16 protein-coding genes are annotated in these 18,453 nt (G+C 71.7%); 8 read left to right on the top strand and 8 right to left on the bottom strand.

The window, feature by feature from the left end; translation table 11 throughout:
• The first annotated feature begins 14 nt into the window (after positions 1–14).
• Positions 15–1,004 carry an AraC family transcriptional regulator gene (locus L6E12_RS05095; RefSeq protein WP_236226706.1) on the top strand — a complete coding sequence of 330 codons (990 nt, stop codon included), beginning with the start codon at positions 15–17 and terminating at the stop codon, positions 1,002–1,004.
• A 201-nt stretch (positions 1,005–1,205) separates the two neighbouring features.
• Positions 1,206–2,360: a S8 family peptidase gene (locus tag L6E12_RS05100; RefSeq protein ID WP_236226707.1), complete on the top strand. Its 1,155-nt coding sequence runs from the start codon at positions 1,206–1,208 to the stop codon at positions 2,358–2,360.
• 52 nt (positions 2,361–2,412) lie between these two features.
• Here the strand turns inward: L6E12_RS05100 and L6E12_RS05105 are convergent, their stop codons facing one another.
• From L6E12_RS05105 to L6E12_RS05115, 3 genes are all read right to left on the bottom strand, one after another.
• On the bottom strand, positions 2,413–2,994 hold the full coding sequence (locus L6E12_RS05105; RefSeq protein ID WP_308074159.1) for a DUF3558 domain-containing protein: 582 nt from the start codon (positions 2,992–2,994) through the stop codon (positions 2,413–2,415).
• 17 nt (positions 2,995–3,011) lie between these two features.
• Positions 3,012–3,395: a hypothetical protein gene (locus L6E12_RS05110; protein WP_236226708.1), complete on the bottom strand. Its 384-nt coding sequence runs from the start codon at positions 3,393–3,395 to the stop codon at positions 3,012–3,014.
• Between the two features lie 91 nt (positions 3,396–3,486).
• Positions 3,487–4,347 (bottom strand): alpha/beta fold hydrolase, encoded by an 861-nt coding sequence (locus L6E12_RS05115; protein WP_236226709.1) that lies wholly within the window; start codon positions 4,345–4,347, stop codon positions 3,487–3,489.
• A 56-nt stretch (positions 4,348–4,403) separates the two neighbouring features.
• Between L6E12_RS05115 and L6E12_RS05120 the strand changes: the two genes are divergently transcribed.
• Positions 4,404–5,216 (top strand): helix-turn-helix transcriptional regulator, encoded by an 813-nt coding sequence (locus L6E12_RS05120; protein ID WP_236226710.1) that lies wholly within the window; start codon positions 4,404–4,406, stop codon positions 5,214–5,216.
• A gap of 63 nt (positions 5,217–5,279) precedes the next feature.
• On the opposite strand, the gene L6E12_RS05125 is transcribed toward L6E12_RS05120, so the two are convergent.
• From L6E12_RS05125 to L6E12_RS05135, 3 genes are read right to left on the bottom strand one after another with little or no spacing between them, the layout of a single operon-like run.
• Positions 5,280–6,071 carry a MaoC/PaaZ C-terminal domain-containing protein gene (locus tag L6E12_RS05125; protein WP_236226711.1) on the bottom strand — a complete coding sequence of 264 codons (792 nt, stop codon included), beginning with the start codon at positions 6,069–6,071 and terminating at the stop codon, positions 5,280–5,282.
• A complete protein-coding gene (locus L6E12_RS05130; RefSeq protein ID WP_236226712.1) occupies positions 6,068–7,297 on the bottom strand; it encodes a beta-ketoacyl synthase in 1,230 nt (409 codons plus the stop codon). Before L6E12_RS05130 ends, L6E12_RS05125 begins: the two co-directional genes overlap by 4 nt.
• 7 nt (positions 7,298–7,304) lie before the next feature.
• Complete coding sequence (locus L6E12_RS05135) at positions 7,305–8,522, bottom strand: aminotransferase class I/II-fold pyridoxal phosphate-dependent enzyme (protein ID WP_236226713.1); 1,218 nt, start codon at positions 8,520–8,522, stop codon at positions 7,305–7,307.
• Between the two features lie 236 nt (positions 8,523–8,758).
• Between L6E12_RS05135 and L6E12_RS05140 the strand changes: the two genes are divergently transcribed.
• From L6E12_RS05140 to L6E12_RS05155, 4 genes are all read left to right on the top strand, one after another.
• Positions 8,759–9,643 carry a class I SAM-dependent methyltransferase gene (locus L6E12_RS05140; protein ID WP_236226714.1) on the top strand — a complete coding sequence of 295 codons (885 nt, stop codon included), beginning with the start codon at positions 8,759–8,761 and terminating at the stop codon, positions 9,641–9,643.
• A gap of 13 nt (positions 9,644–9,656) precedes the next feature.
• Entirely contained in the window at positions 9,657–11,219 is a 1,563-nt protein-coding gene (locus L6E12_RS05145) for an NAD(P)/FAD-dependent oxidoreductase (protein ID WP_236226715.1), read from the top strand.
• Positions 11,220–11,233: 14 nt separating this feature from the next.
• Positions 11,234–12,733, top strand: coding sequence for an FAD-binding protein (locus L6E12_RS05150; RefSeq protein ID WP_236226716.1), 1,500 nt, complete (start codon positions 11,234–11,236; stop codon positions 12,731–12,733).
• A gap of 92 nt (positions 12,734–12,825) precedes the next feature.
• Positions 12,826–14,118: an alpha/beta fold hydrolase gene (locus L6E12_RS05155; protein WP_236226717.1), complete on the top strand. Its 1,293-nt coding sequence runs from the start codon at positions 12,826–12,828 to the stop codon at positions 14,116–14,118.
• Between the two features lie 166 nt (positions 14,119–14,284).
• Here L6E12_RS05155 and L6E12_RS05160 read toward each other — a convergent pair whose 3' ends face one another.
• Positions 14,285–14,803 carry an RICIN domain-containing protein gene (locus L6E12_RS05160; RefSeq protein ID WP_236226718.1) on the bottom strand — a complete coding sequence of 173 codons (519 nt, stop codon included), beginning with the start codon at positions 14,801–14,803 and terminating at the stop codon, positions 14,285–14,287.
• Positions 14,804–15,053: 250 nt separating this feature from the next.
• Positions 15,054–16,394, bottom strand: coding sequence for a hypothetical protein (locus tag L6E12_RS05165; protein ID WP_236226730.1), 1,341 nt, complete (start codon positions 16,392–16,394; stop codon positions 15,054–15,056).
• Between the two features lie 305 nt (positions 16,395–16,699).
• Between L6E12_RS05165 and L6E12_RS05170 the strand changes: the two genes are divergently transcribed.
• On the top strand, positions 16,700–18,451 hold the full coding sequence (locus tag L6E12_RS05170) for a non-ribosomal peptide synthetase (RefSeq protein ID WP_236226719.1): 1,752 nt from the start codon (positions 16,700–16,702) through the stop codon (positions 18,449–18,451).
• The last annotated feature ends 2 nt before the right edge of the window (positions 18,452–18,453 follow it).

Genomic DNA, 18,453 nt, shown 5'->3' on the forward strand with positions numbered 1-18,453 from the left:
TCTAGGATGGTGTGATGCAAACGCTGGCGGACGAGACCCTGACGGGGCTGTTGGACGGCCCCCGGGCTCGCGGTGCCTTCCTGCTCCGTTCGATCCTCAGCGAACCCTGGTCGATGCGCATCGAGGACCGGGCCCCGCTGTCACTGGTGACCCTGGTGAAGGGCAGCGCGTGGATCCTCCCCGACGGGGGCGAGCCGGTCCCGCTGAGCGTCGGCGAGGTCGCCATCCTGCGCGGCCCCACCCCGTACACGATCAGCGACAAGCCCGGCACCCCCGTCCAGGTGATCATCTCCCCCGGCCAGATCTGCACCACGGTCGACGGCCGCGGCATCGGCGACGCCAAGTCCCTCGGCGTGCGCACCTGGGGCGACAACAGCACCGGCGAGACGGTCATGCTCAGCGGCACCTACCAGATGCAGCGCGAGATCGGCCAACGCCTCTTCGGCGCCCTGCCGCAGGTCCTGGTCCGCCCGATCGAGGCGGGCGACAGCGCCCTGGTGCAACTGCTGGAAACCGAGATGGGCAAGACCGACCCCGGCCAGGAACTGGTCCTCGACCGCATCCTCGACCTGGTCCTGGTGAGCGTGCTGCGCGCCTGGCTCGCCGCCCCCGGCCAGGGCGCCCCGGCGTGGTACCGGGCCCAGCACGACCCGGTGGTCGGCGCGGCCCTGCGGATGCTGCACAACGAACCGGCCCGGCCGTGGACGGTCGCGGGCCTGGCCACCGCCTCCGGCGTCTCCCGAGCCGCCCTCGCCCGCCGCTTCACCGCGCTGGTCGGTGAACCGCCGATGAACTACCTCACCAGCCTGCGCTTGGCGCTGGCGGCGGACCTGCTGCGGGAGCAGGACGCCACCATCGGGTCGGTGGCGCGCAAGGTCGGCTACGGCAGCTCGTTCGCGCTGAGCACCGCGTTCAAGCGGGTGCGCGGCATGAGCCCCCAGGAGTACCTGCGCCAGGCCGCGGAGAACGCGGGCGTCGTGGAGAACATGGCCGCCGTCGGCTGAGCCCCAGCACCATCGATCGCCCGTCCCCGCCCGGGGGCGGGCGATTTCGCGTTCTGGGCCACCGTACGGCCGCACGCCCGCGGCCGACGATCGGCCACGTGGCGGATTGTCACCTTGCATGAGCAATCGGAAAATTACCTACACCAGCGCCTGTTCGTACCCCTGCCACCGCGAACAGCTCCAGTGAGAGGGCCTCCCGCCATGCGAAGAAACGTCCCCGTCCTGCTCGCCGCGGCGCTCACCGTCCTCGGTCTGAGCACCCCCGCCGCCGCGCACACCCCCCTGCTCGGCGTCATCGAGGCGACGGCGAACGGGGTGCCGGGCAGCTACATCGTCACCCTGAAGGACACGGCGGGGGCGCGCACCGCGTCGGTCACCGCCGAGCTGGCGATCACCCCGTCCCACGTGTACTCGGCGGCCCTCAACGGTTTCTCGGCGAAGCTGACCGAGGCCCAGCTCGACGCCCTGCGCGCCGACCCGACCGTGGCCCGGATCGAGCAGGACGCCGAGGTGCGCACCACCGCGGGCACCCAACCCAACCCGCCGTGGGGCCTCGACCGCATCGACCAGCCCACCCTCCCGCTGTCGGGCAGCTACACCTGGAACGCCGACGGCACCGGCGTCACCGCCTACGTCATCGACACCGGCATCGACGCCGACCACCCCGACTTCACCGGCCGGGGCCAGAACGCCTACGACTCAGTGGACGGCAGCAACGACGACTGCAACGGCCACGGCACGCACGTCGCGGGCACCATCGGCGGCGCGACGCACGGGGTCGCCAAGAACGTCCAACTCCGCGGCGTCCGAGTCCTCGGCTGCGGCGGCAGCGGCACCTGGTCCGGGGTCATCGCGGGCATGGACTGGGTCACCGCCAACCACGCCCCCTCCTCGGTCGCCAACATGTCCCTCGGCGGCGGCTACAACCAGTCGGTCAACGACGCCGCCACCCGCATGGCCGACAGCGGCGTCTTCACCGGAATCGCCGCGGGCAACTCCTACGGCGCCGACGCCTGCTCCTTCTCCCCCGCCAGCGCCGCCAACGTCACCACCGTCGCCGCCACGGACAGCACCGACACCAACGCCTACTTCAGCAACGTCGGCGGCTGCGTCGAGATCTACGCCCCCGGCGTCGACATCACCTCGAGCTGGCTCAACGGCGGCACCAACACCATCAGCGGCACCTCCATGGCCACCCCCCACGTGGTCGGCGTGGCCGCCCTCGTCAAGAGCAGCCAGGGCGACGTCGCCAGCGCCACCCTCAACTCCTGGATCGTCGCCGCGGGCTCCCCCGGAGTCGTCGTCGGCGCCCCCGCGGGCACGCCGAACCTGATGCTCCAGACCGGCGGCCTGTGACCTGCCGAACCGCGGTCCCGCGCCAGGTGTCATCGGCGCGGGACCGTGGCTTCTACGGCAGTTCGGGCTCGACCACCTTGGCGGCGTCCAGGGCCGCGGGGCACAACGCCTTGCCGTCACCACCGGACGCCTGCACGTCGACCCGCGAGGTCGCCGTCACCTCGATCGAAATCGCACACACGCCGCCGCCTGCGCGGAGAGACTGGATCGCCCGCCGGGAGCCCACTGGAACCGGAGTCTTCTCCCCCACGGCGTTCACCCGATCAAGTCCCAGCTCCGGAAAGACCGCCAGTGCCAACTGGTAACCGCCCGGGACAGCCGGATTGGCATCCACCCGCCACTTGCAGTACTTCGCGGAGGTGGTCTCGTCCGGCTCCGCTTGCCCGGTCACCCCCAACTCGCTCTTCTGCGAATCGGTCAGCATCTCGCACGGGTCGAGCGAAGCCAGCGAACCACCCCCGGAGTCCGGGGAAGTCGTACTCGGACTGCCCGACTCGCCGGAACCACCGGTGGCAGGCGCGTCGGTCGTACTCGTCGCCTCCACGACCGGACGCCCCGGTGTCTCCTGCGAACACCCCACGAGACCACCCAGCAGCACAGCGGCGGACACGACACCCACCAGCGGACGCCTCACTACAGGATCACACCCCTTTACGCGAACTTGCGCGTACTCTCCTCGTCGGCCTCACGATAGTTTGCCATCGCCTGGCCGATCGCGACTTCGGCCTGCTCCAACGAAACACGAAAAGCCCGGAGCTGGGTGATGAACCCCTGCGCGTCGGTGGCCACCTGCTGAACGAACGGCTTCATCACCTGCGCGGCGTTGCTGGCGCCGAGCATCGGCTCCTGTTCCAGGACACCCAGGTCGGTCTGCTTGTCGTCGATCCAGTCCTTCATCTTCTTGATCGCCGCCAGCAGGGCGTCGCCGCCTGTTCGGTTGACGGCGAACTGGCCTGCGGCGGCGGCGCCCGCGAAGGCGTCGATCGACTTGCCGATGGCGTCGAGTGGTGCTCCCGCGCCCTCGTCTATGTACATCGCCAGCCCCCTCACGCTCCGTACCAGTGCCATCACGATAGCCACCGCCGCCGCGGCTTGTCCTGGGCATGGGCACATTCCCCCGACCGCGCTACGCGCGCCCCACGAACCCGCGCACCCGCTCAGCGATCCGGTCCCGATCCGATGCCCGCAGGTACACGAAGTGCCCAGCCTCCGGCAGCACCTCGACATCAGCCGCAGGCAGCAGGTCCGCCAGCAACCGAGCAGCAGCAACCCCGTCGTGCACGGCGCTGCGGGCGGCGAACATCGCCAGCACCGGCACCGGCAACGCGCTGATCTGCTCCGCCGAAGGCCGCACCTGGAACGGCACCCGAACGCGGTACTCCCGGATACCGGCCAACACCAGCCGCGCGTCGGCGCGGTCCGTGACGTCGGCCCCGGCCGACCACCGCAGGAACCGCCGCCACACCCAGTCCCGATTGACCAAGCCGCCGAGCACCCCGTACCCGAGGGCGGTCAGGGCGAACCCCGAGGTCACCGTCGTCGGGTCCAGCAGGCTGATGGACGCCAGCCGATCCGGCGCGTGCACCGCCTGGTTCACCGCGTGCCACCCGCCCGTCGACCCGCCGACCAGGTGCACCCCGGTCAACCCCAGCCGCTCGAACACCGCGTCCAGGCACCGAGCCCGGTCTGCGGTGTCCACGAACGGCGCGGTCTGCACGCTCCTTCCGGCTTCTCCCAACGTGTCCACCGCGTACACGGGTCCCAACGCCGGGATCAGCTCCGCGTGGCAGGCCGCCGTCCCCAGCATCCCGGGCAGCAGCACCACCGGTGCCCCGCCGCTCCCGAACCGGTACACCCGCGTGCTGCCGTGCGCCGTCACCACGTCGTGCACCTCGTCCGGTGGCGGGCACTCCGCCATCGCCAGGTCGTAGGCGGCGAAGTACCGCTCCCGCCCCGCGGTGGACCTGAACTCCCCTACTTCACCCATGCGAGGAACCTACGAAATCCCCGGTACGCCGTATTGGACAAAGGTAAGGTGCGGCCATGGGCGCGGGCTGGTCGCTGGTGGTGGCCCGCCGGGACGTCGAGCGGGCTCCGGCCGAGCGGGTCTTCGCCACCCCGCACCCGAGCCTCGCCGACCACGTCCTCACCTACACCGCCCACGACTTCCCGGACTCGGACCCGCTCCCCTGGCGCATCACCCCCCTGGGCGCCGTCACCGTGACGATCGACCTGGCCGCCCCGCCCCTCCGCCGGAGCCAGGACGGCGCCGACTTCCCGGCCTCCCCCGTCATGGGCCTGCGCGACCGCCCCCTGGTGGTGGAGCAGGGCGGCGCCAACCGCGGCATCGTCGTCGCCCTGACCCCCGCGGGTGCCCACGCCCTCTTCGGTCTCCCCCTCAAGGAGCTGGCCAACACCGTCCTCCCCCTGTCCGACCTCTTGGGCGACACCGCACTGCTCACCGAACAGTTGGCCGAATCCCCCGACTGGCAGACGTGCTTCACCACCCTCGACAGCCACCTGAGCACCCGACTCTGCGCAGGCCCCGTGTTCAGCCGCCCCATCCACGGCGCCCTCCGCCTCCTCACCGCGAAGAACCCCATCCGAGTGGCCGCGGTCGCCGACGAGATCGGCTGGACCCGGCAGCACCTGAGCACCCGCTTCCGCGAGCAGATCGGCCTCAGCCCCAAGGCGGTTGCCCGGGTCGCCCGCCTGCACCGCGCCGTCACCCTCCTGAACCACCCCACCGCCCCATCCCTCGCCGACGTGGCCCACCGCTGCGGTTACACCGACCAGCCCCACCTCAACCGCGACTTCCGCGCCCTCACCGGCTGCACCCCCACCGACTACCGCTGACCCCGGCAACGACAACAACACCGAACAGCCGCCAGGCCATCCGGTGTCGTCGTCAGGTCCGCACTACACGGCCAGTTGCGCCCACCCCGCCTTGAGCGCGATGCCCTCCGGCGTGCGCACGGTGAACGCCACCACCCCGTCCTCGCCGGGCTGGAACGTCACCTCCAGCGGCACCCCCGGCCGGACCGGGTTCGAGAACCGCGTCCCGATCCCCTTCAGCGCCGACGCGTCCCCACCGGCGAACCGGTCGATCAGTTCCTCGGTCACCACCGCCAGGACGCTCATCCCGTGCGCGATCACCCCCGGGAACCCGGCCGCGGCAGCGGCTTCCGGGTCCAGGTGGATGGGGTTCTCGTCGTGGGCGACGACCGCGTAGCGCGGGACCATGTCCTCCGGGATGGTCAGGCTGACCGTGACGGCTTCCCCCGTCCCCCGGTGCACCGGGTAGCGGGGCAGTTCGCCGAACGCCTCCGGGCCGGTGGCGCCGGAGAGCACCGCGCCGGTCACCAGGGAGGCGACCACCGTGCCGTCTTCGGCTTCGATGACGCCCCGCAGCGCGATCCGGACCCCGGCCCCCTCGGGCTTGCCGCCCAGGGCCCCGGTCGTGACCGTCACCCGTTCCCCGGCGACCAGTGGCCGGTGGACGGTGATCTCCTGGCTGACGTGGACCCGGGAGACGTCCCCGGTGACCGCCAGCTTGTCGAAGGTCAGGTCGAAGCCCTGGTGCGCCAACACGAAAGCGTGCAGCGGTGACGCGCCCTCGGCACCGGAGCCCAACGGCGACCGGACGACCGAGCGGAACTCGGTCAGCTCCGTCGCGGAGACCTCGTGCTCGAAGCTGGATTCCAGGCTCATGCGGGGCTCACCACCAGGCAGGCGTTGTGGCCGCCGAACCCGAACGAGTTCGACAGGGCGGGGCCGGGGGTGATCTGCCGGGGTGCCTTGTGCACCACGTCGATCTCCAGGCCGGGTTCGGTCGTCTCGTGGTTGGCCGTGGGCGGGATGAGGCCGTCGCGCAGGGTGAGGAGGGTGGCGATGGCCTCGACCGCGCCCGCCGCGCCGATGAGGTGGCCGATGACGCCCTTGATGGAGGTGACCGGCGGGCCCGCGGGGCCGAAGACCTTCGCCAGTGCCTGGGCCTCGGCCCGGTCGTTGAGCGGGGTCGAGGTGCCGTGGGCGTTGACGTGGACGATGTCGGAGACCGACAGGCCCGCGTCGGTGATCGCGCCGTGCATGGCGGCCATGGCCGCGGAGCCGTCCGGCAGGGGCATGGCCAGGTGGTAGGCGTCGGCGCTGGAGCCGTAGCCGGAGACCAGCCCGTACACGTGCGCTTGGCGGGCCTTGGCGTCCTCCAGCCGCTCCAGCACCACGAAGCCCGCGCCCTCGCCCATGACGAAGCCGTCGCGGTCGACGTCGAACGGGCGCGACGCCAGCTCGGGGGCGTCGTTGCGGGAGGAGACGGCGTTGAGGTTGTTGAACGCGGCCAGGGTGACCGGGCTCAGCGTGGACTCGGCGCCACCGGCGATGACCACGTCCACGCGGCGGTCGCGCAGCATCAGCATGGCGTGGCCGATCGCGTCTACGCCGCTGGCGCAGGTGGTGGCGATGGTCAGCGCCGGGCCGTGCCAGCCCAGGCGCATGGCCAGCAGGGCCGCCGCCGCGTTCGGCATCGACACCAGCGGCAGCAGCGGGTTGACCTTCGCCGGGCCGTGCAGGAAGTAGTTGCCGACCTCGGCGTCGGTGGTCTGGCGGCCGCCGACGGCGTTGCCGACCACGATGGCCGTGCGAGCCGGGTCCGGCTGCGGGGAACCGGCGTCGCGGTAGGCGGCCAGGGCGGCGGTGACGCCGAACCGGGCGAACGGGTCCATCCGGCGGGCTTCCTTCTTGGTGAGGATGCCGACCTCGTCGAACCCGCGCACCGCGCAGCCGAAGCGCGTGCCGATCCTGCTCATGTCCTCGTCGGTGACCAGGTCGGCGGCCATGGACTTGCCCGCCACCACGGTGGTCCAGAAGTCCTCCACGGTCGAGCCCGCCGGGGTGACCACACCCAGGCCGGTGACCGCGATCTCGGTCGTGCCCATGGTCGCCTCAGCCGCCGATCAGCCGGAGCTGGCGGGCCGCGGTGATGAACGCCTCGGCGCCCGCGTCCACGTCGTCCTCCGAGTGCGCCGCGGTGATGGCGATGCGCAGCCGGGCCCGGCCCTTCTCCACGGCCGGGGTCATCACCGGCAGGCCGATGACGCCCGCCTTGCGGGAGGCGGTGGCGAAGTCCCAGGCGTTCTCGTCGGAGCCGACGATCAGCGGCACGACGGCGGTCTGCGACAGGCCGGTGTCGAAGCCCGCCTCCTGCACGATCGAGCGGAACCGGGCCGATTCGGTCTGCGCGTGGGCGACCCGCCACGGCTCCTTGTCCAGGATGCGGATGGTCTCCAGGGCCGCGCCGACCGCCGCCGGGTTGAGGGCGGCGGAGAACAGGAACGGCCGGGCCAGCCGCTTGAGGTACTGGAGGAACGCCTCCGAGCCGCACAGGTAGCCGCCGTTGGACGGGACCGCCTTGGACAGCGTGCCGACCTTGATGTCGGCCTTGACCTCGTAGTTGAAGTGCTCTTCGATTCCTCGACCGGTGGCGCCGATGGTGCCCAGGGCGTGCGCCTCGTCGACCATCAGCAGCGCGCCGTGGCGGTCGCAGACCTCGCGCAGCTCCGGCAGCGGCGCGATGTCGCCGTCCATGGAGTAGACGCTGTCGACGATGACCAGCAGCGTGCCGGACTTGTCGGCGGCCGCCAGGCGGCTGTCGAGGTGCTTGGGGTCGTTGTGCCGGAAGCGGGTCAGCTTCGCGCCGCTGAGCTGCGCGCCGTCGACGATGCTGGCGTGGTCGAGCTTGTCCAGGAAGATCGTGTCCCCGGCGCCGACCAGGGCGCCGATGGTGCCGACGTTGGCGGCGTAGCCGGAGCTGAACACCAGGGCGCCCTCGCGGCCGAAGAACTTCGCGATCTCGGCCTCCAGCTCCTCGTGCAGCGGGACGGTGCCCGCCAGCGCGCGGACGCCGGGGGTGCCGGTGCCGTAGGTGTCGACCGCGGCCTTGGCCGCCGCCAGCACCCGGGGGTCGCCGTTGAGGCCGACGTAGCCGTAGCCGGACATCATCAGGAACCGCTCGCCGTCGAGGTGGACGTACGGGGTGCCCACCTCCGGGGTGTACGCCACGAAGTTGTTGCGGCGGGCGGGCTCCCACTCCAGCTCCCTGATCCGATGGTTGATCGCCTCAACCTTCGGCGTGATGTGTCGCCACGCAACTGAGTCGTTCACATGCCTCTCCTCACCGTGGGTTCCGCAAGACCGCTTGAAACCTCGTCGAGGGTTGTTCTACGACACCGGCTGCAAGTCCGACGCAACACGTGTTCGCGCGTCTCACCACCGGTGAGAGCGCAACGGGGGGCGGTTTCCGGACTTGCGCGGCTGTTGCGCCCGCCGCGATTACCTCATCCCCAGTTTGAGGAGGCCGCCAGCCGCGCCCCGGAGCCACGACAAGGAAGAAGGCCACCATGACCACCCTCGAAACCAGGCAGATCAACCCCGAGGTCGACGCGATCCGCCACCACTACGAGGTCAGCAACGACTTCTACCGCCTGATCCTGGGCCCGGCGATGATGTACTCCGGCGGCTACTGGTACGAGGGCGAGGACCTGCGCGAGGCCCACGACGAGGCCCAGTACCGCAAGCTCGACGCCTTCATCGAGGCCGCCGGTGCCGTGGGCGCGAAGAAGGTCCTCGACATCGGCTCGGGCTGGGGCACCATGCTCACCCAAGCGGTGGACAAGCACGGCGTGCAGAAGGCCGTCGGCGTCACCCTCAGCCGCAGCCAGAAGGAGTACGTCGACTCCCTCGGCAACGACAAGGTCGAGATCAAGGTGGAGAGCTGGGAGGACCACCGCACCGACGAGCCCTACGACGCCGCGTTCTGCGTCAACGCCCTGGAGCACTTCGTGCTGTCCAGCCTCACCCCGAAGGAGCGCGTCAACCGCTTCCGCGCCTTCTTCAACCAGTGCCACTCGCTGATCAAGCCGGGCGGTCGCCTGGTCCTGCACATGATGACCATCGAGTCGCCGCGGATCACCCGCCGGCTCATCGACGACCTGAAGTTCCTGCAGCGCGAGGAGTTCGAGGGCTGCTACATCCCGCACACCAACGAGCTGGTCCAGTCGTTCGAGGGCAAGTTCGAGATCATCGAGCTGCGCAACGAGCGCGAGACCTTCTCCCGCGCCTGCCGGGCGTGGCTGGAGAACCTGGCCGAGCGCCGCCCCGAGGCCGTCGAGATGGTCGGTGAAGAGGTCGTGCAGCGCTTCGAGCGCTACCTGGACATCTTCGCGTACACCCTGGAAGACAAGGTGTTCAACAACTTCCGCATCGTCCTGCACCGCAACGCCTGAGGACTGGTCTGCCGTGACTATCACCGACTCCACGATCGACTCCCCGGCCGGCCCGGTCTCCAGCGGCGGCAACGGGAAGCGCACCCCCCACGTGAAGGTCGCGATCATCGGCACCGGTTTCTCCGGGCTGGGCATGGCGATCCGGCTCCAGCAGTCCGGCGTGGACGACTTCCTGCTCTTCGACCGCGCCGACGAGGTCGGCGGGACCTGGCGGGACAACAGCTACCCCGGCGCCGAGTGCGACGTGATGGCGCTGCTGTACTCGTTCTCCTTCGCCCAGAACCCGAACTGGTCGAAGACGTTCGGCACCCGCGACGAGCTGTTCACCTACCTCAAGGACCTGACCGACCGCTTCCGGCTGCGCCCGCACATCCGGTTCCGGCACGAGGTCGTCGCCGCCGACTGGGACGACGAGGCCAAGGTCTGGCGGATCGCCACGACCGCCGGGGACTACACCTCGCAGGTCCTGGTGACCGGCACCGGCTACCTGTCCGACCCGGTGGTCCCGGACATCGCCGGTCTGACCGACTTCCAGGGCACGATGTTCCACTCCTCGCGGTGGGACCACGACTACGACCTCGACGGCAAGAAGGTCGCGGTCATCGGCACCGGCGCCTCCGCGCTGCAGTTCGTGCCGAAGATCCAGCCGAAGGTCGGCGAGCTGCACGTCCACCAGCGGACCCCCGCCTGGATCGGCCCGAAGAACGACAAGCCCACCTCCAAGCTCAAGGGCTGGATGTTCCGCAGGGTCCCCGGCTACCAGAGCTTCCGCCGCGGGTTCAACCAGTGGGGCCGCGAGGTCCTGGCGTTCATGATGACCCGCCCGCCGATCGCCGAGAAGACCCTGGGCGGCATGACCGCCAAGCACCTGGCGAAGTCGGTGGCCGACCCGGAGCTGCGCGCCAAGCTCACCCCGGACTACACCGTCGGCTGCAAGCGGATGCTGTTCTCGAACTACTACTACCCGGCGATCCAGGCGGACAACGCCCAGCTCATCACCGACGGCATCACCCGGGTCGGGCCGAATTCGATCACCACCGCGGACGGCACCACCCGCGAGGTCGACGCGATCATCCTGGCCACCGGTTTCGCCGCCACCGAGCGCCCGTTCGCCGCCCGGATCACCGGCAAGGACGGCCTGACCCTGGGCAAGGAGTGGGCCGAGAACGGGATGACCGGCTACCGGGGCACCACCGTGAGCGGGTTCCCGAACCTGTTCATGCTGCTCGGCCCGGGCACCACGCTGGGGCACTCGTCGCAGACGGTCATGATCGAGGCGCAGCTCAACTACGTGCTCGACGCGCTGAAGGTCATCGACGCCCGCGGCCTGGCCTCGGTCGAGGTGCACGCGCAGGCGCAGGCGGCCTTCACCGAGAAGCTCGGCAAGCTCCAGGAGGGCACGGTCTGGACCGCGGGCGGGTGCGCATCGTGGTACCAGGACGCGCACGGCCGCAACCCCTCGATCTGGCCGACCTACACCTGGCGGTTCCGCAAGGAGACCAAGAAGTTCGACCTGGAGTCCTACCAGGTCACCACGCTCATCGGTGAGCAGAGCCCCATCACGGCTCAGGCGTAGAGGGGAACAGGGACATGGGCAGGATCGACACGGACAAGCCTGCGTTAAGCCGCCGGGGGTTGCTCAAGGGCCTCGGTGTCGGGGCGGCGGTGGCGGGGTTCAGCACGGTCACCGGCTCCTGGGTCACCGCGGACGCGGCGACCCGGACCCCGGGCCTGGTGGCGGCCCCGCGCCTGGAGGGGACGCTGGAGTACAGCCCCGGCGCGCTCGCCGCGTTCGGCAAGGACTTCGGCGGCCTGGTGCACGACCTGCCCAAGGCCGTGCTGCGGCCCGGGTCGGTCGCCGACGTCGTCAAGGTCGTGCAGTACGCCCGCCGCCTCGGCCTCAAGGTCGCGGTGAACGGCCAGGGCGGCCGGGACGGCGACGTGGAGTCGCACTCCTGCTACGGCCAGGCGCAGGTCCGCGGCGGCGTGTCCATCGACGCCAAGGCGCTGGCGACGATCCACACCATCGGCAGCAACTACGCCGTGGTCGGCCCCGGCGTCACCTGGGGCGAGCTGGTCACCGCGGGCTACGCCAAGGGCAAGACCCCGCCCGCGCTGACCGACTACCTGCACCTGTCGATCGGCGGCACGGTCAGCGTCGGCGGCATCGGCGGCGGCACCGCGAAGTACGGCCTGCAGGCCGACACCGTCCAGGAGATCGAGGTCGTGACCGGCGACGGCCGCGTCCTCACCGCCACCCCCACCACCCGCGCGGACCTGTTCCACGCCGCGCTCGCGGGCGGCGGCCAGGTCGGGGTCATCACCAGGCTCAGGGTCAAGATGATCCCGGCGCCGACCTCGGCGCTCGTGTTCTCCCTGTTCTACGACGACCTGGGCACCTTCCTGGCCGACCAGGAGAAGCTGCTGCGCGACGGCCGCTTCGAGCACCAGTCCGGGGAACTCGCCCGCAAGCCGGACGACTCCGGCTGGTGGTACCGGCTGGAGGCCGTGTCCTACGCCGCCGCCCCCGACCAGGCCGCCCTGCTCAACGGCCTGCGGGACGTCCGGTCGGCCGCGGACATCTACCCCCTGCCGTACCTGGACTGGGTGTTCCGGGCCAACGCCTGGGAGGACTTCCTCAAGGAGAACGACTTCATGGCCCAGCCGCACCCGTGGCTGAGCCTGATCATGCCCGCTTCGACGGTCAAGCGGTTCGTCGAGTCGGTCGTGCCCGAGCTGACCCCCGCCGACCTGGGCGCGGGCTTCTCGGTTCTGTCGCCGATCAACACCGTGAAGGTCAGGCAGCCGCTGTTCTCCCGGGCCGACGAGCCGATCGTCTACCTGTTCGACCTGCTGCGCTTCCCGCCGCCGGGGGAGACCCGGATCGCGGCGATGCTGGAGCAGAACCGCAGGCTCTACGACCGGGCCGTGGCCCTCGGCGGCAAGCGGTACCTCGTCGGCGCCATCCCGGGCATGACCCGCGCGCAGTGGCAGCGGCACTTCGGCCCTGCCTGGCCCGGCCTGCTCGCGGCCAAGCGGCGCTACGACCCGGACCACGTCCTCACCCCGGGTCAGGGCTTCTTCGGCTGATCCCCGGCGAGGGCGCGGTCCCCGCGCCCTCGCCCCGTTCCCCCGCCTCCCGAGAGGAGGCACCCACCCCTTCTGCTCAAGGGAGGCACACGATGCCCACGTACGACATCATCGACACCCACTACATCGAGTCCACACCGGACGAGGTCTGGGCCGAGCTGGTCAGCGAGCTCAACGGCGGCGGCAGGTGGTGGACCCCGAAGAACACCTTCAAGGCCGGGGCCCGCCCGCCGCAGGAACTCCTCGGCGAGACCGAGGTGACCGTGCACGCCAAGGGCGTCGACCAGGGCGGCCCCAAGTTCAAGTTCATCGCCCGCACCACCACCGTGGAGCCGGGCAGGCGGATCGCCGCGGACTACGTCTCCGGCTCGTTCCTGGGGTCCTGCGAGTTCTCCGTCGAGCCCGCCGCCGGGAACCGCACCAAGCTGTCGATGCACTTCAACGCCGCCCCGCAGGGCTTCATGAAGGTCATCTCGAAGCTGTCGGACGTCGGTCAGCAGCACTCCGAGGGCGCGCAGGGCGCGTTCACCCGGCTCAACGCCCTGCTCAGCGGCAAGACGGCCACCTCGGGCCCGCTCGACTCCACGGTCCGCACCTCCGACGGCGCCGAGATCGCCGTCACCGTCGCCACCCCGGTGGGCCCCTCCCTGGGCACGGTCGTGCTCAGCCACGGCTGGGCCGCGGGCCGCGAGGCGTGGGCAGGCGTGCAGCGCCGCCTGCTGAGCGCGGGCCACACCGTGGTCTCCTACGACCACCGCGGCCACGGCGCCTCGACGCTGGGCTCCGCGCCGATCACCGTCGAGCGCCTCGGCCTCGACCTCGCGGACGTGCTCGCCGCGGTCGACGCCCGCGACGCCGTGCTGGCGGGGCACTCCGGCGGCGGGTTCGCCGCCCAGTGGTACCTCACCGCCAAGGCCGCCGAGGCCGGGGTGCGGGTGCGGGCGCTGGCCCTGTTCGCCACCGCCGCGCACGACCAGGACGCCCCGGACAGCGAGATCAGCCTGATGGGCAACCCGGTGTTCGGCTGGGCGCTGCGCCGCGCGCCGCTGGGCCGCAAGATGCTCGGCTCGACCCTGGGCCCGGAGCCGCTGCCGTCGGTGAGCGAGACCAACCGCAGGATGTTCGCCGCCATCGACCGCAAGACCCGCGCCGCGTTCTTCGCCGCCGGTCGGGGCATGGACTTCCGCGCCGCCCTCGCCTCGGTCACCGTCCCGACCGTGGTCCTGGCGGGCGACGCCGACACCGTGATCAGGCCGGAGCTGGGCGCCGCCGTCGCCGACGCGCTGCCCAACGCGCGGTTCGAGAGCGTGCCGCGCTGCGGGCACATGCTGCCGCTGGAGGCGCCGGAGCGCCTCACCCAGGTCATCCTGGAGCTGGCGGGCTGAGCAGAGCCCTCGCCGGGTGGTGGTGCCCGGTCGGCCGCGTGCCGACCGGGCACCACCGCGTCCGGGGGCGTCCGGGGGCGTCCGAGGACCGCACGCGACCGCCGCGCCGGTCGGGCCCGGCGCGGCGGTCGCGTCGTCGACCGGTCACATCCGGTCGGACCCCGCGTCAGACGGGGGCGACGTCGAAGGAGAAGCGCTGGTTGGCCTGGCCGTGGCAGGGGTACTGGCGGACCTCGGCCCCGTCCTCCGGGGAGGCGTACGCCACCTCCAGGCACAGGCCGGTGAAGTCGGACACGATCCGGTGCCCGTGCGCGGCCTCGCCCTCGACCCGCCAGCGCTGGACGGGGCTGCCGTCGCAGGAGCGCTGCACGACGTCACCGCCCTCGTGGCCCGCGGGCGCCACCTGGAAGCACTTCCCGGTCGCCCGGGACGAGAACAGCCAGGTGTCGTTGCCCGCCGAGGTGGCGGAGAAGCGCTGGCTGACGCGACCGTCGCAGGTCGACTGGATGATGTCGGCGTCGTCACCGGGGTTGGCGCCCAGCACGTCGAGGCACTTCTCGCTGTGCACCGGGACGATCAGGTACCCGTGGGGGTCGGGCGCCGCGGTGGCGGTCATCGCCGAAGCCGACAGCGCGGCGGCGGCGAGGGCGGTCATCGCGGCACCACGGGCAGTGGAACGGAACATCGTGCGGTCCTCCGATGGCTGTGGGTCGTGCGTCCGTCCACCTTGGTCACATCCGCGGGCCGGGCACAACGGGGTTCACACCGCCGTTCACCCCGATCACCGGTCCAGGTGATGCACGGGTGCCCCGACACCGTGGGCGACCACGAGGTCGGCGGTCCGGGCGGTCGCGGGAAGCGACCTCCGACCACAGGGGACAGTGGGTGTCGTCCGGTCGTGGAGCCGGGGGAACCCAGGCCCCGGCTCCACGCCGTCAGACGAGCGCGTCGACGCCCGCGACCACCCTGCGGTACCCGGCGGTGGCGAGCGCGGTGTCGCGGTCGACGTACACGACGCCGAAGCGGCCGATCTCCACCGCGCTGAGCATGTACCCCGCCGCCCCGGTGTGCGATTGCGCGTCGAACCGCTCGGTGTCGAGGACGCCGATCAGGTCCGCCGGTCGCAGCGCCCGGTATTCCGGGCGGAGAACCCGGTCGGTGGCGAAGTAGGAACGGGGCGTGCCGTCCTCGGCGCGGAATTCGGCCGTGCTCGGGTCGTATTCACCGGGCACCAATCCGCGCAGCATGAAATACGGCGCGGTGCCGCCACCCATTCGGAGGTTGACCTCCAACCCGAAATGCCGCCACGTGCTCCCGGTGCGGGCGGAGACGAAGTCGACGCTGGCGATTCCGCTCACCCCGGCCCCGGCGAGCACCGTTCCCGCCCGCAGCGCCATGTCCTGCACCTGGGTGCGGTATTCCGCGCGCGAGGGGAAGGTGCAGCCGACGAAGATCTGCTTCTCCGCCCCGGCCAGCACCTGGTCGTGGGTGGAGAGGACCCGGGCCGCGCCGTCGACGAGCAGCACCTGCGCCGAGGGCGAGGTGGTCTCGTCGGCGGTCACGAACCGCTCGACCACCGCGCCCATCTCGTCGACCTTGGCCGCGTAGTCCTCCCACGAGTCCGGCGGCGAGGCGAACACCGCGCGGCCGGGCAGCTCGCGGCGCACCCAGTCGGCCAGGCCGGTGCCCGGGGCGCCGTCGAAGCTGAACACGACGTTCCCGCCCGCGCCGAAGCTGTCGTTGAGCTTGACGATCGCCGAGCCGACCGCCGGGTCGGCCGCGCGCAGGTCGGCCAGCGCGGCCACCACGTCACCGGTGTCGCGCAGCCCGTCGAACCCCGGCGCGACCGGCACCCCCGCCTCGGCGAATAGCCTGCGCGAGCCGGTCTTGGAGCCCAGGCCCGCCAGGTCGGGGTCGGCGGCGAACAGCGGCACGCCCAGCCGCACGGCCAGCGCCCGCTCCTGCGGTGAACCGTTGAACGCGACCAGCACCGAGGGGTCGAGCGCCCGCAGCGCGGCCAGCAGGTCCGGCCGCCGCAGCACCTTCTCGGTCAGTGGAATGGGGTCGCGACTGCCGCAGTCGAGCATTGTCAGCCGCTCGCGGGTGCACCCGAACAATCCCAGCGAATAGTCGACGACCTCGTCGGCAATCGGCTCGCTGGTGACGAACACCACGCGCACGGCCGGGTCCCGCAGCAATTGCAGGAAGACAAGGAACCGCTCCTCGTAGTGGTTCACCCCGGGGATCTTCACCAGTCCGGCGCTGTCGAGCGTCATGCTGGGCACGACCAGCACCGTTCGCGGCGAACGGGCGCGGCTGAACGGATCCGGCAACTCCCGCTGCGTCACCCGGAAGGCGGCACGATCGTCGGCTCTGGTCACCATGCGTTCCCGATTCCTCTCCGAATGCCAGCGCGAAGCGTACTGCCATCAGTGGTTGACGGGGCATCGGCCTGCGACGAACATGAATGTGCCTGCCCCACTCCCGGCAGGGTGTTCACCGAATCCCACGCGGAAAGTCCCGGCGCCCCGAGGCGTCTGTTCGTGCTGCGCCCGCGATTCGCCCACCGCAGGAGGAGTAGATGCCAGACACCGCTGAGCCCGTCGAACGGCAGGCGCGATCGCTCCCCGAACAGTTCTCCCGCATCGCCGAGCGCCACCCCGCCCGGGTGGCGGTGACCGCACCGGACGGCGAGCTGACCTACCGCGAACTGCGCAGGCGGGCGGGCGTGGTGGCCGCCGGGCTGCGCGCCGCGGGCGTGCGCGCCGACACCGTGGTCCCGCTGCTCGCCGAACCCTCCCTGGACCTCGTGGTCGGCCTGGTCGCGGCGGTGACCGCGGGCGGCGCCTACCTGCCCGTCGACCCGGACACCCCGCCCAAGCGGGTCCGGCTGCTGCTCGACGGCCTCGACGCGCCCGCGGTGCTCGCGACGGCCGCCACGGCGGGCCTGGTGCCGGGGTCCACCACCGTCCTGCTCGACGCCCCCGGTGACGTCGACGGCGCCCCAGGGGGCGAGCCGGTCCGGGACACCGACCTGGCCTACGTCATCCACACCTCCGGGTCCACCGGCACCCCCAAGGGCGTGCTGGTCGAGCACCGCAGCGTGCTGAACCTGTTCCGCGGCACCGGGTCCCGGTTCGGCTTCGACGAGAACGACGTGTGGACGATGTTCCACTCGGTGGCCTTCGACTTCTCCGTGTGGGAGGTCTGGGGCGCCCTGCTGCACGGCGGCAGGCTGGTCGTGGTGCCGCACGAGGTGTCGCGCAACCCTGGCCGCTTCCGCGCGCTGGTCGTGGCCGAGGGGGTCACGGTGCTGAGCCAGACCCCGTCGGCGCTGCGGCAGTTCGTCGGCACCGGGGCGCCGCCGGACAAGCTGCGCCTGGTCGTGCTCGGCGGGGAGCGGCTGGACGTCGGCCTGCTGCGCCCGTGGTTCGACCGGCAGGCCGACGACGGGCCGGAGGTGGTGAACATGTACGGCATCACCGAGACCACCGTGCACGCCTCCCACCGCCGCATCACCCCGGCCGACCTGGCCGACCCGCGGGTCAGCCCGATCGGGGTGCCGCTGCCCGGCCTGGGGTTCCACCTGCGCGGCGACGAGCTGTACGTCACCGGGGTCGGCGTGGCCCGCGGCTACCTCGACCGCCCGGAGCTGACCGCCGAGCGGTTCGTGGACCTCGACGGCGAGCGCGCCTACCGCACCGGCGACCGGGTGCGCCGCCGCGACGACGGCGAGTACGAGTACCTCGGCCGCGTCGACGACCAGCTCAAGGTGCGCGGCTACCGGATCGAGCCCGCGGAGGTGGAGGCGGTCCTCGGCGGGCACCCCGAGGTGGCGGGCTGCCTGGTCGGGGCGCGCGACCACGGCGACGGCGACGTGCGGCTGGTCGCGCACGTGGTGCCGCCGCCGGGGGTCGGCGACGACCCGGTGCGCTGGGAGCGCCTGCGCTCGCAGCTCGCCGCGCTGGTCGCCGAGGCGCTGCCCCGGCACCTGCGGCCCTCGGCGTACTTCCCGGTGGCCGCGCTCCCGCTGACCCGCAACGGCAAGCTCGACCGGGCCGCGGTGCTGACCGGCGGCGAGGTGGCCGAGGGCGCCGAGGGCGCCGAGGGCCAGGTCGACCGGATCTGGCGGGAGGTGCTCGGCGTCGACGCGGTCGACCACGACCTGGACTTCTTCGACCTCGGCGGCACCTCGCTGAGCCTGCTGCGCATGTTCACCAGGGTCAACGAGCACTTCGGCACCGAACTCGACCTGGCGGTGCTGCTCGACGGCGTCACCGTGTCCTCCCTGGCCGCGGCGGTCGAGCGCGCCACCACAGCGACGAAAGGCTGACC

It is taken from the genome of Actinokineospora sp. PR83, from assembly GCF_021056305.1.
GTDB lineage: Bacteria > Actinomycetota > Actinomycetes > Mycobacteriales > Pseudonocardiaceae > Actinokineospora > Actinokineospora spheciospongiae.

Excerpts from the sequence above, each read along its gene's own strand:
- L6E12_RS05095 (WP_236226706.1), top strand. The coding sequence starts at position 15 with ATGCAAACGCTGGCGGACGAGACCCTGACGGGGCTGTTGGACGGCCCC.
- L6E12_RS05100 (WP_236226707.1), top strand. The coding sequence starts at position 1,206 with ATGCGAAGAAACGTCCCCGTCCTGCTCGCCGCGGCGCTCACCGTCCTC.
- L6E12_RS05110 (WP_236226708.1), bottom strand. The coding sequence starts at position 3,395 with ATGTACATAGACGAGGGCGCGGGAGCACCACTCGACGCCATCGGCAAG.
- L6E12_RS05115 (WP_236226709.1), bottom strand. The coding sequence starts at position 4,347 with ATGGGTGAAGTAGGGGAGTTCAGGTCCACCGCGGGGCGGGAGCGGTAC.
- L6E12_RS05120 (WP_236226710.1), top strand. The coding sequence starts at position 4,404 with ATGGGCGCGGGCTGGTCGCTGGTGGTGGCCCGCCGGGACGTCGAGCGG.
- L6E12_RS05125 (WP_236226711.1), bottom strand. The coding sequence starts at position 6,071 with ATGAGCCTGGAATCCAGCTTCGAGCACGAGGTCTCCGCGACGGAGCTG.
- L6E12_RS05130 (WP_236226712.1), bottom strand. The coding sequence starts at position 7,297 with ATGGGCACGACCGAGATCGCGGTCACCGGCCTGGGTGTGGTCACCCCG.
- L6E12_RS05140 (WP_236226714.1), top strand. The coding sequence starts at position 8,759 with ATGACCACCCTCGAAACCAGGCAGATCAACCCCGAGGTCGACGCGATC.
- L6E12_RS05150 (WP_236226716.1), top strand. The coding sequence starts at position 11,234 with ATGGGCAGGATCGACACGGACAAGCCTGCGTTAAGCCGCCGGGGGTTG.
- L6E12_RS05155 (WP_236226717.1), top strand. The coding sequence starts at position 12,826 with ATGCCCACGTACGACATCATCGACACCCACTACATCGAGTCCACACCG.
- L6E12_RS05160 (WP_236226718.1), bottom strand. The coding sequence starts at position 14,803 with ATGTTCCGTTCCACTGCCCGTGGTGCCGCGATGACCGCCCTCGCCGCC.
- L6E12_RS05165 (WP_236226730.1), bottom strand. The coding sequence starts at position 16,394 with ATGACGCTCGACAGCGCCGGACTGGTGAAGATCCCCGGGGTGAACCAC.
- L6E12_RS05170 (WP_236226719.1), top strand. The coding sequence starts at position 16,700 with ATGCCAGACACCGCTGAGCCCGTCGAACGGCAGGCGCGATCGCTCCCC.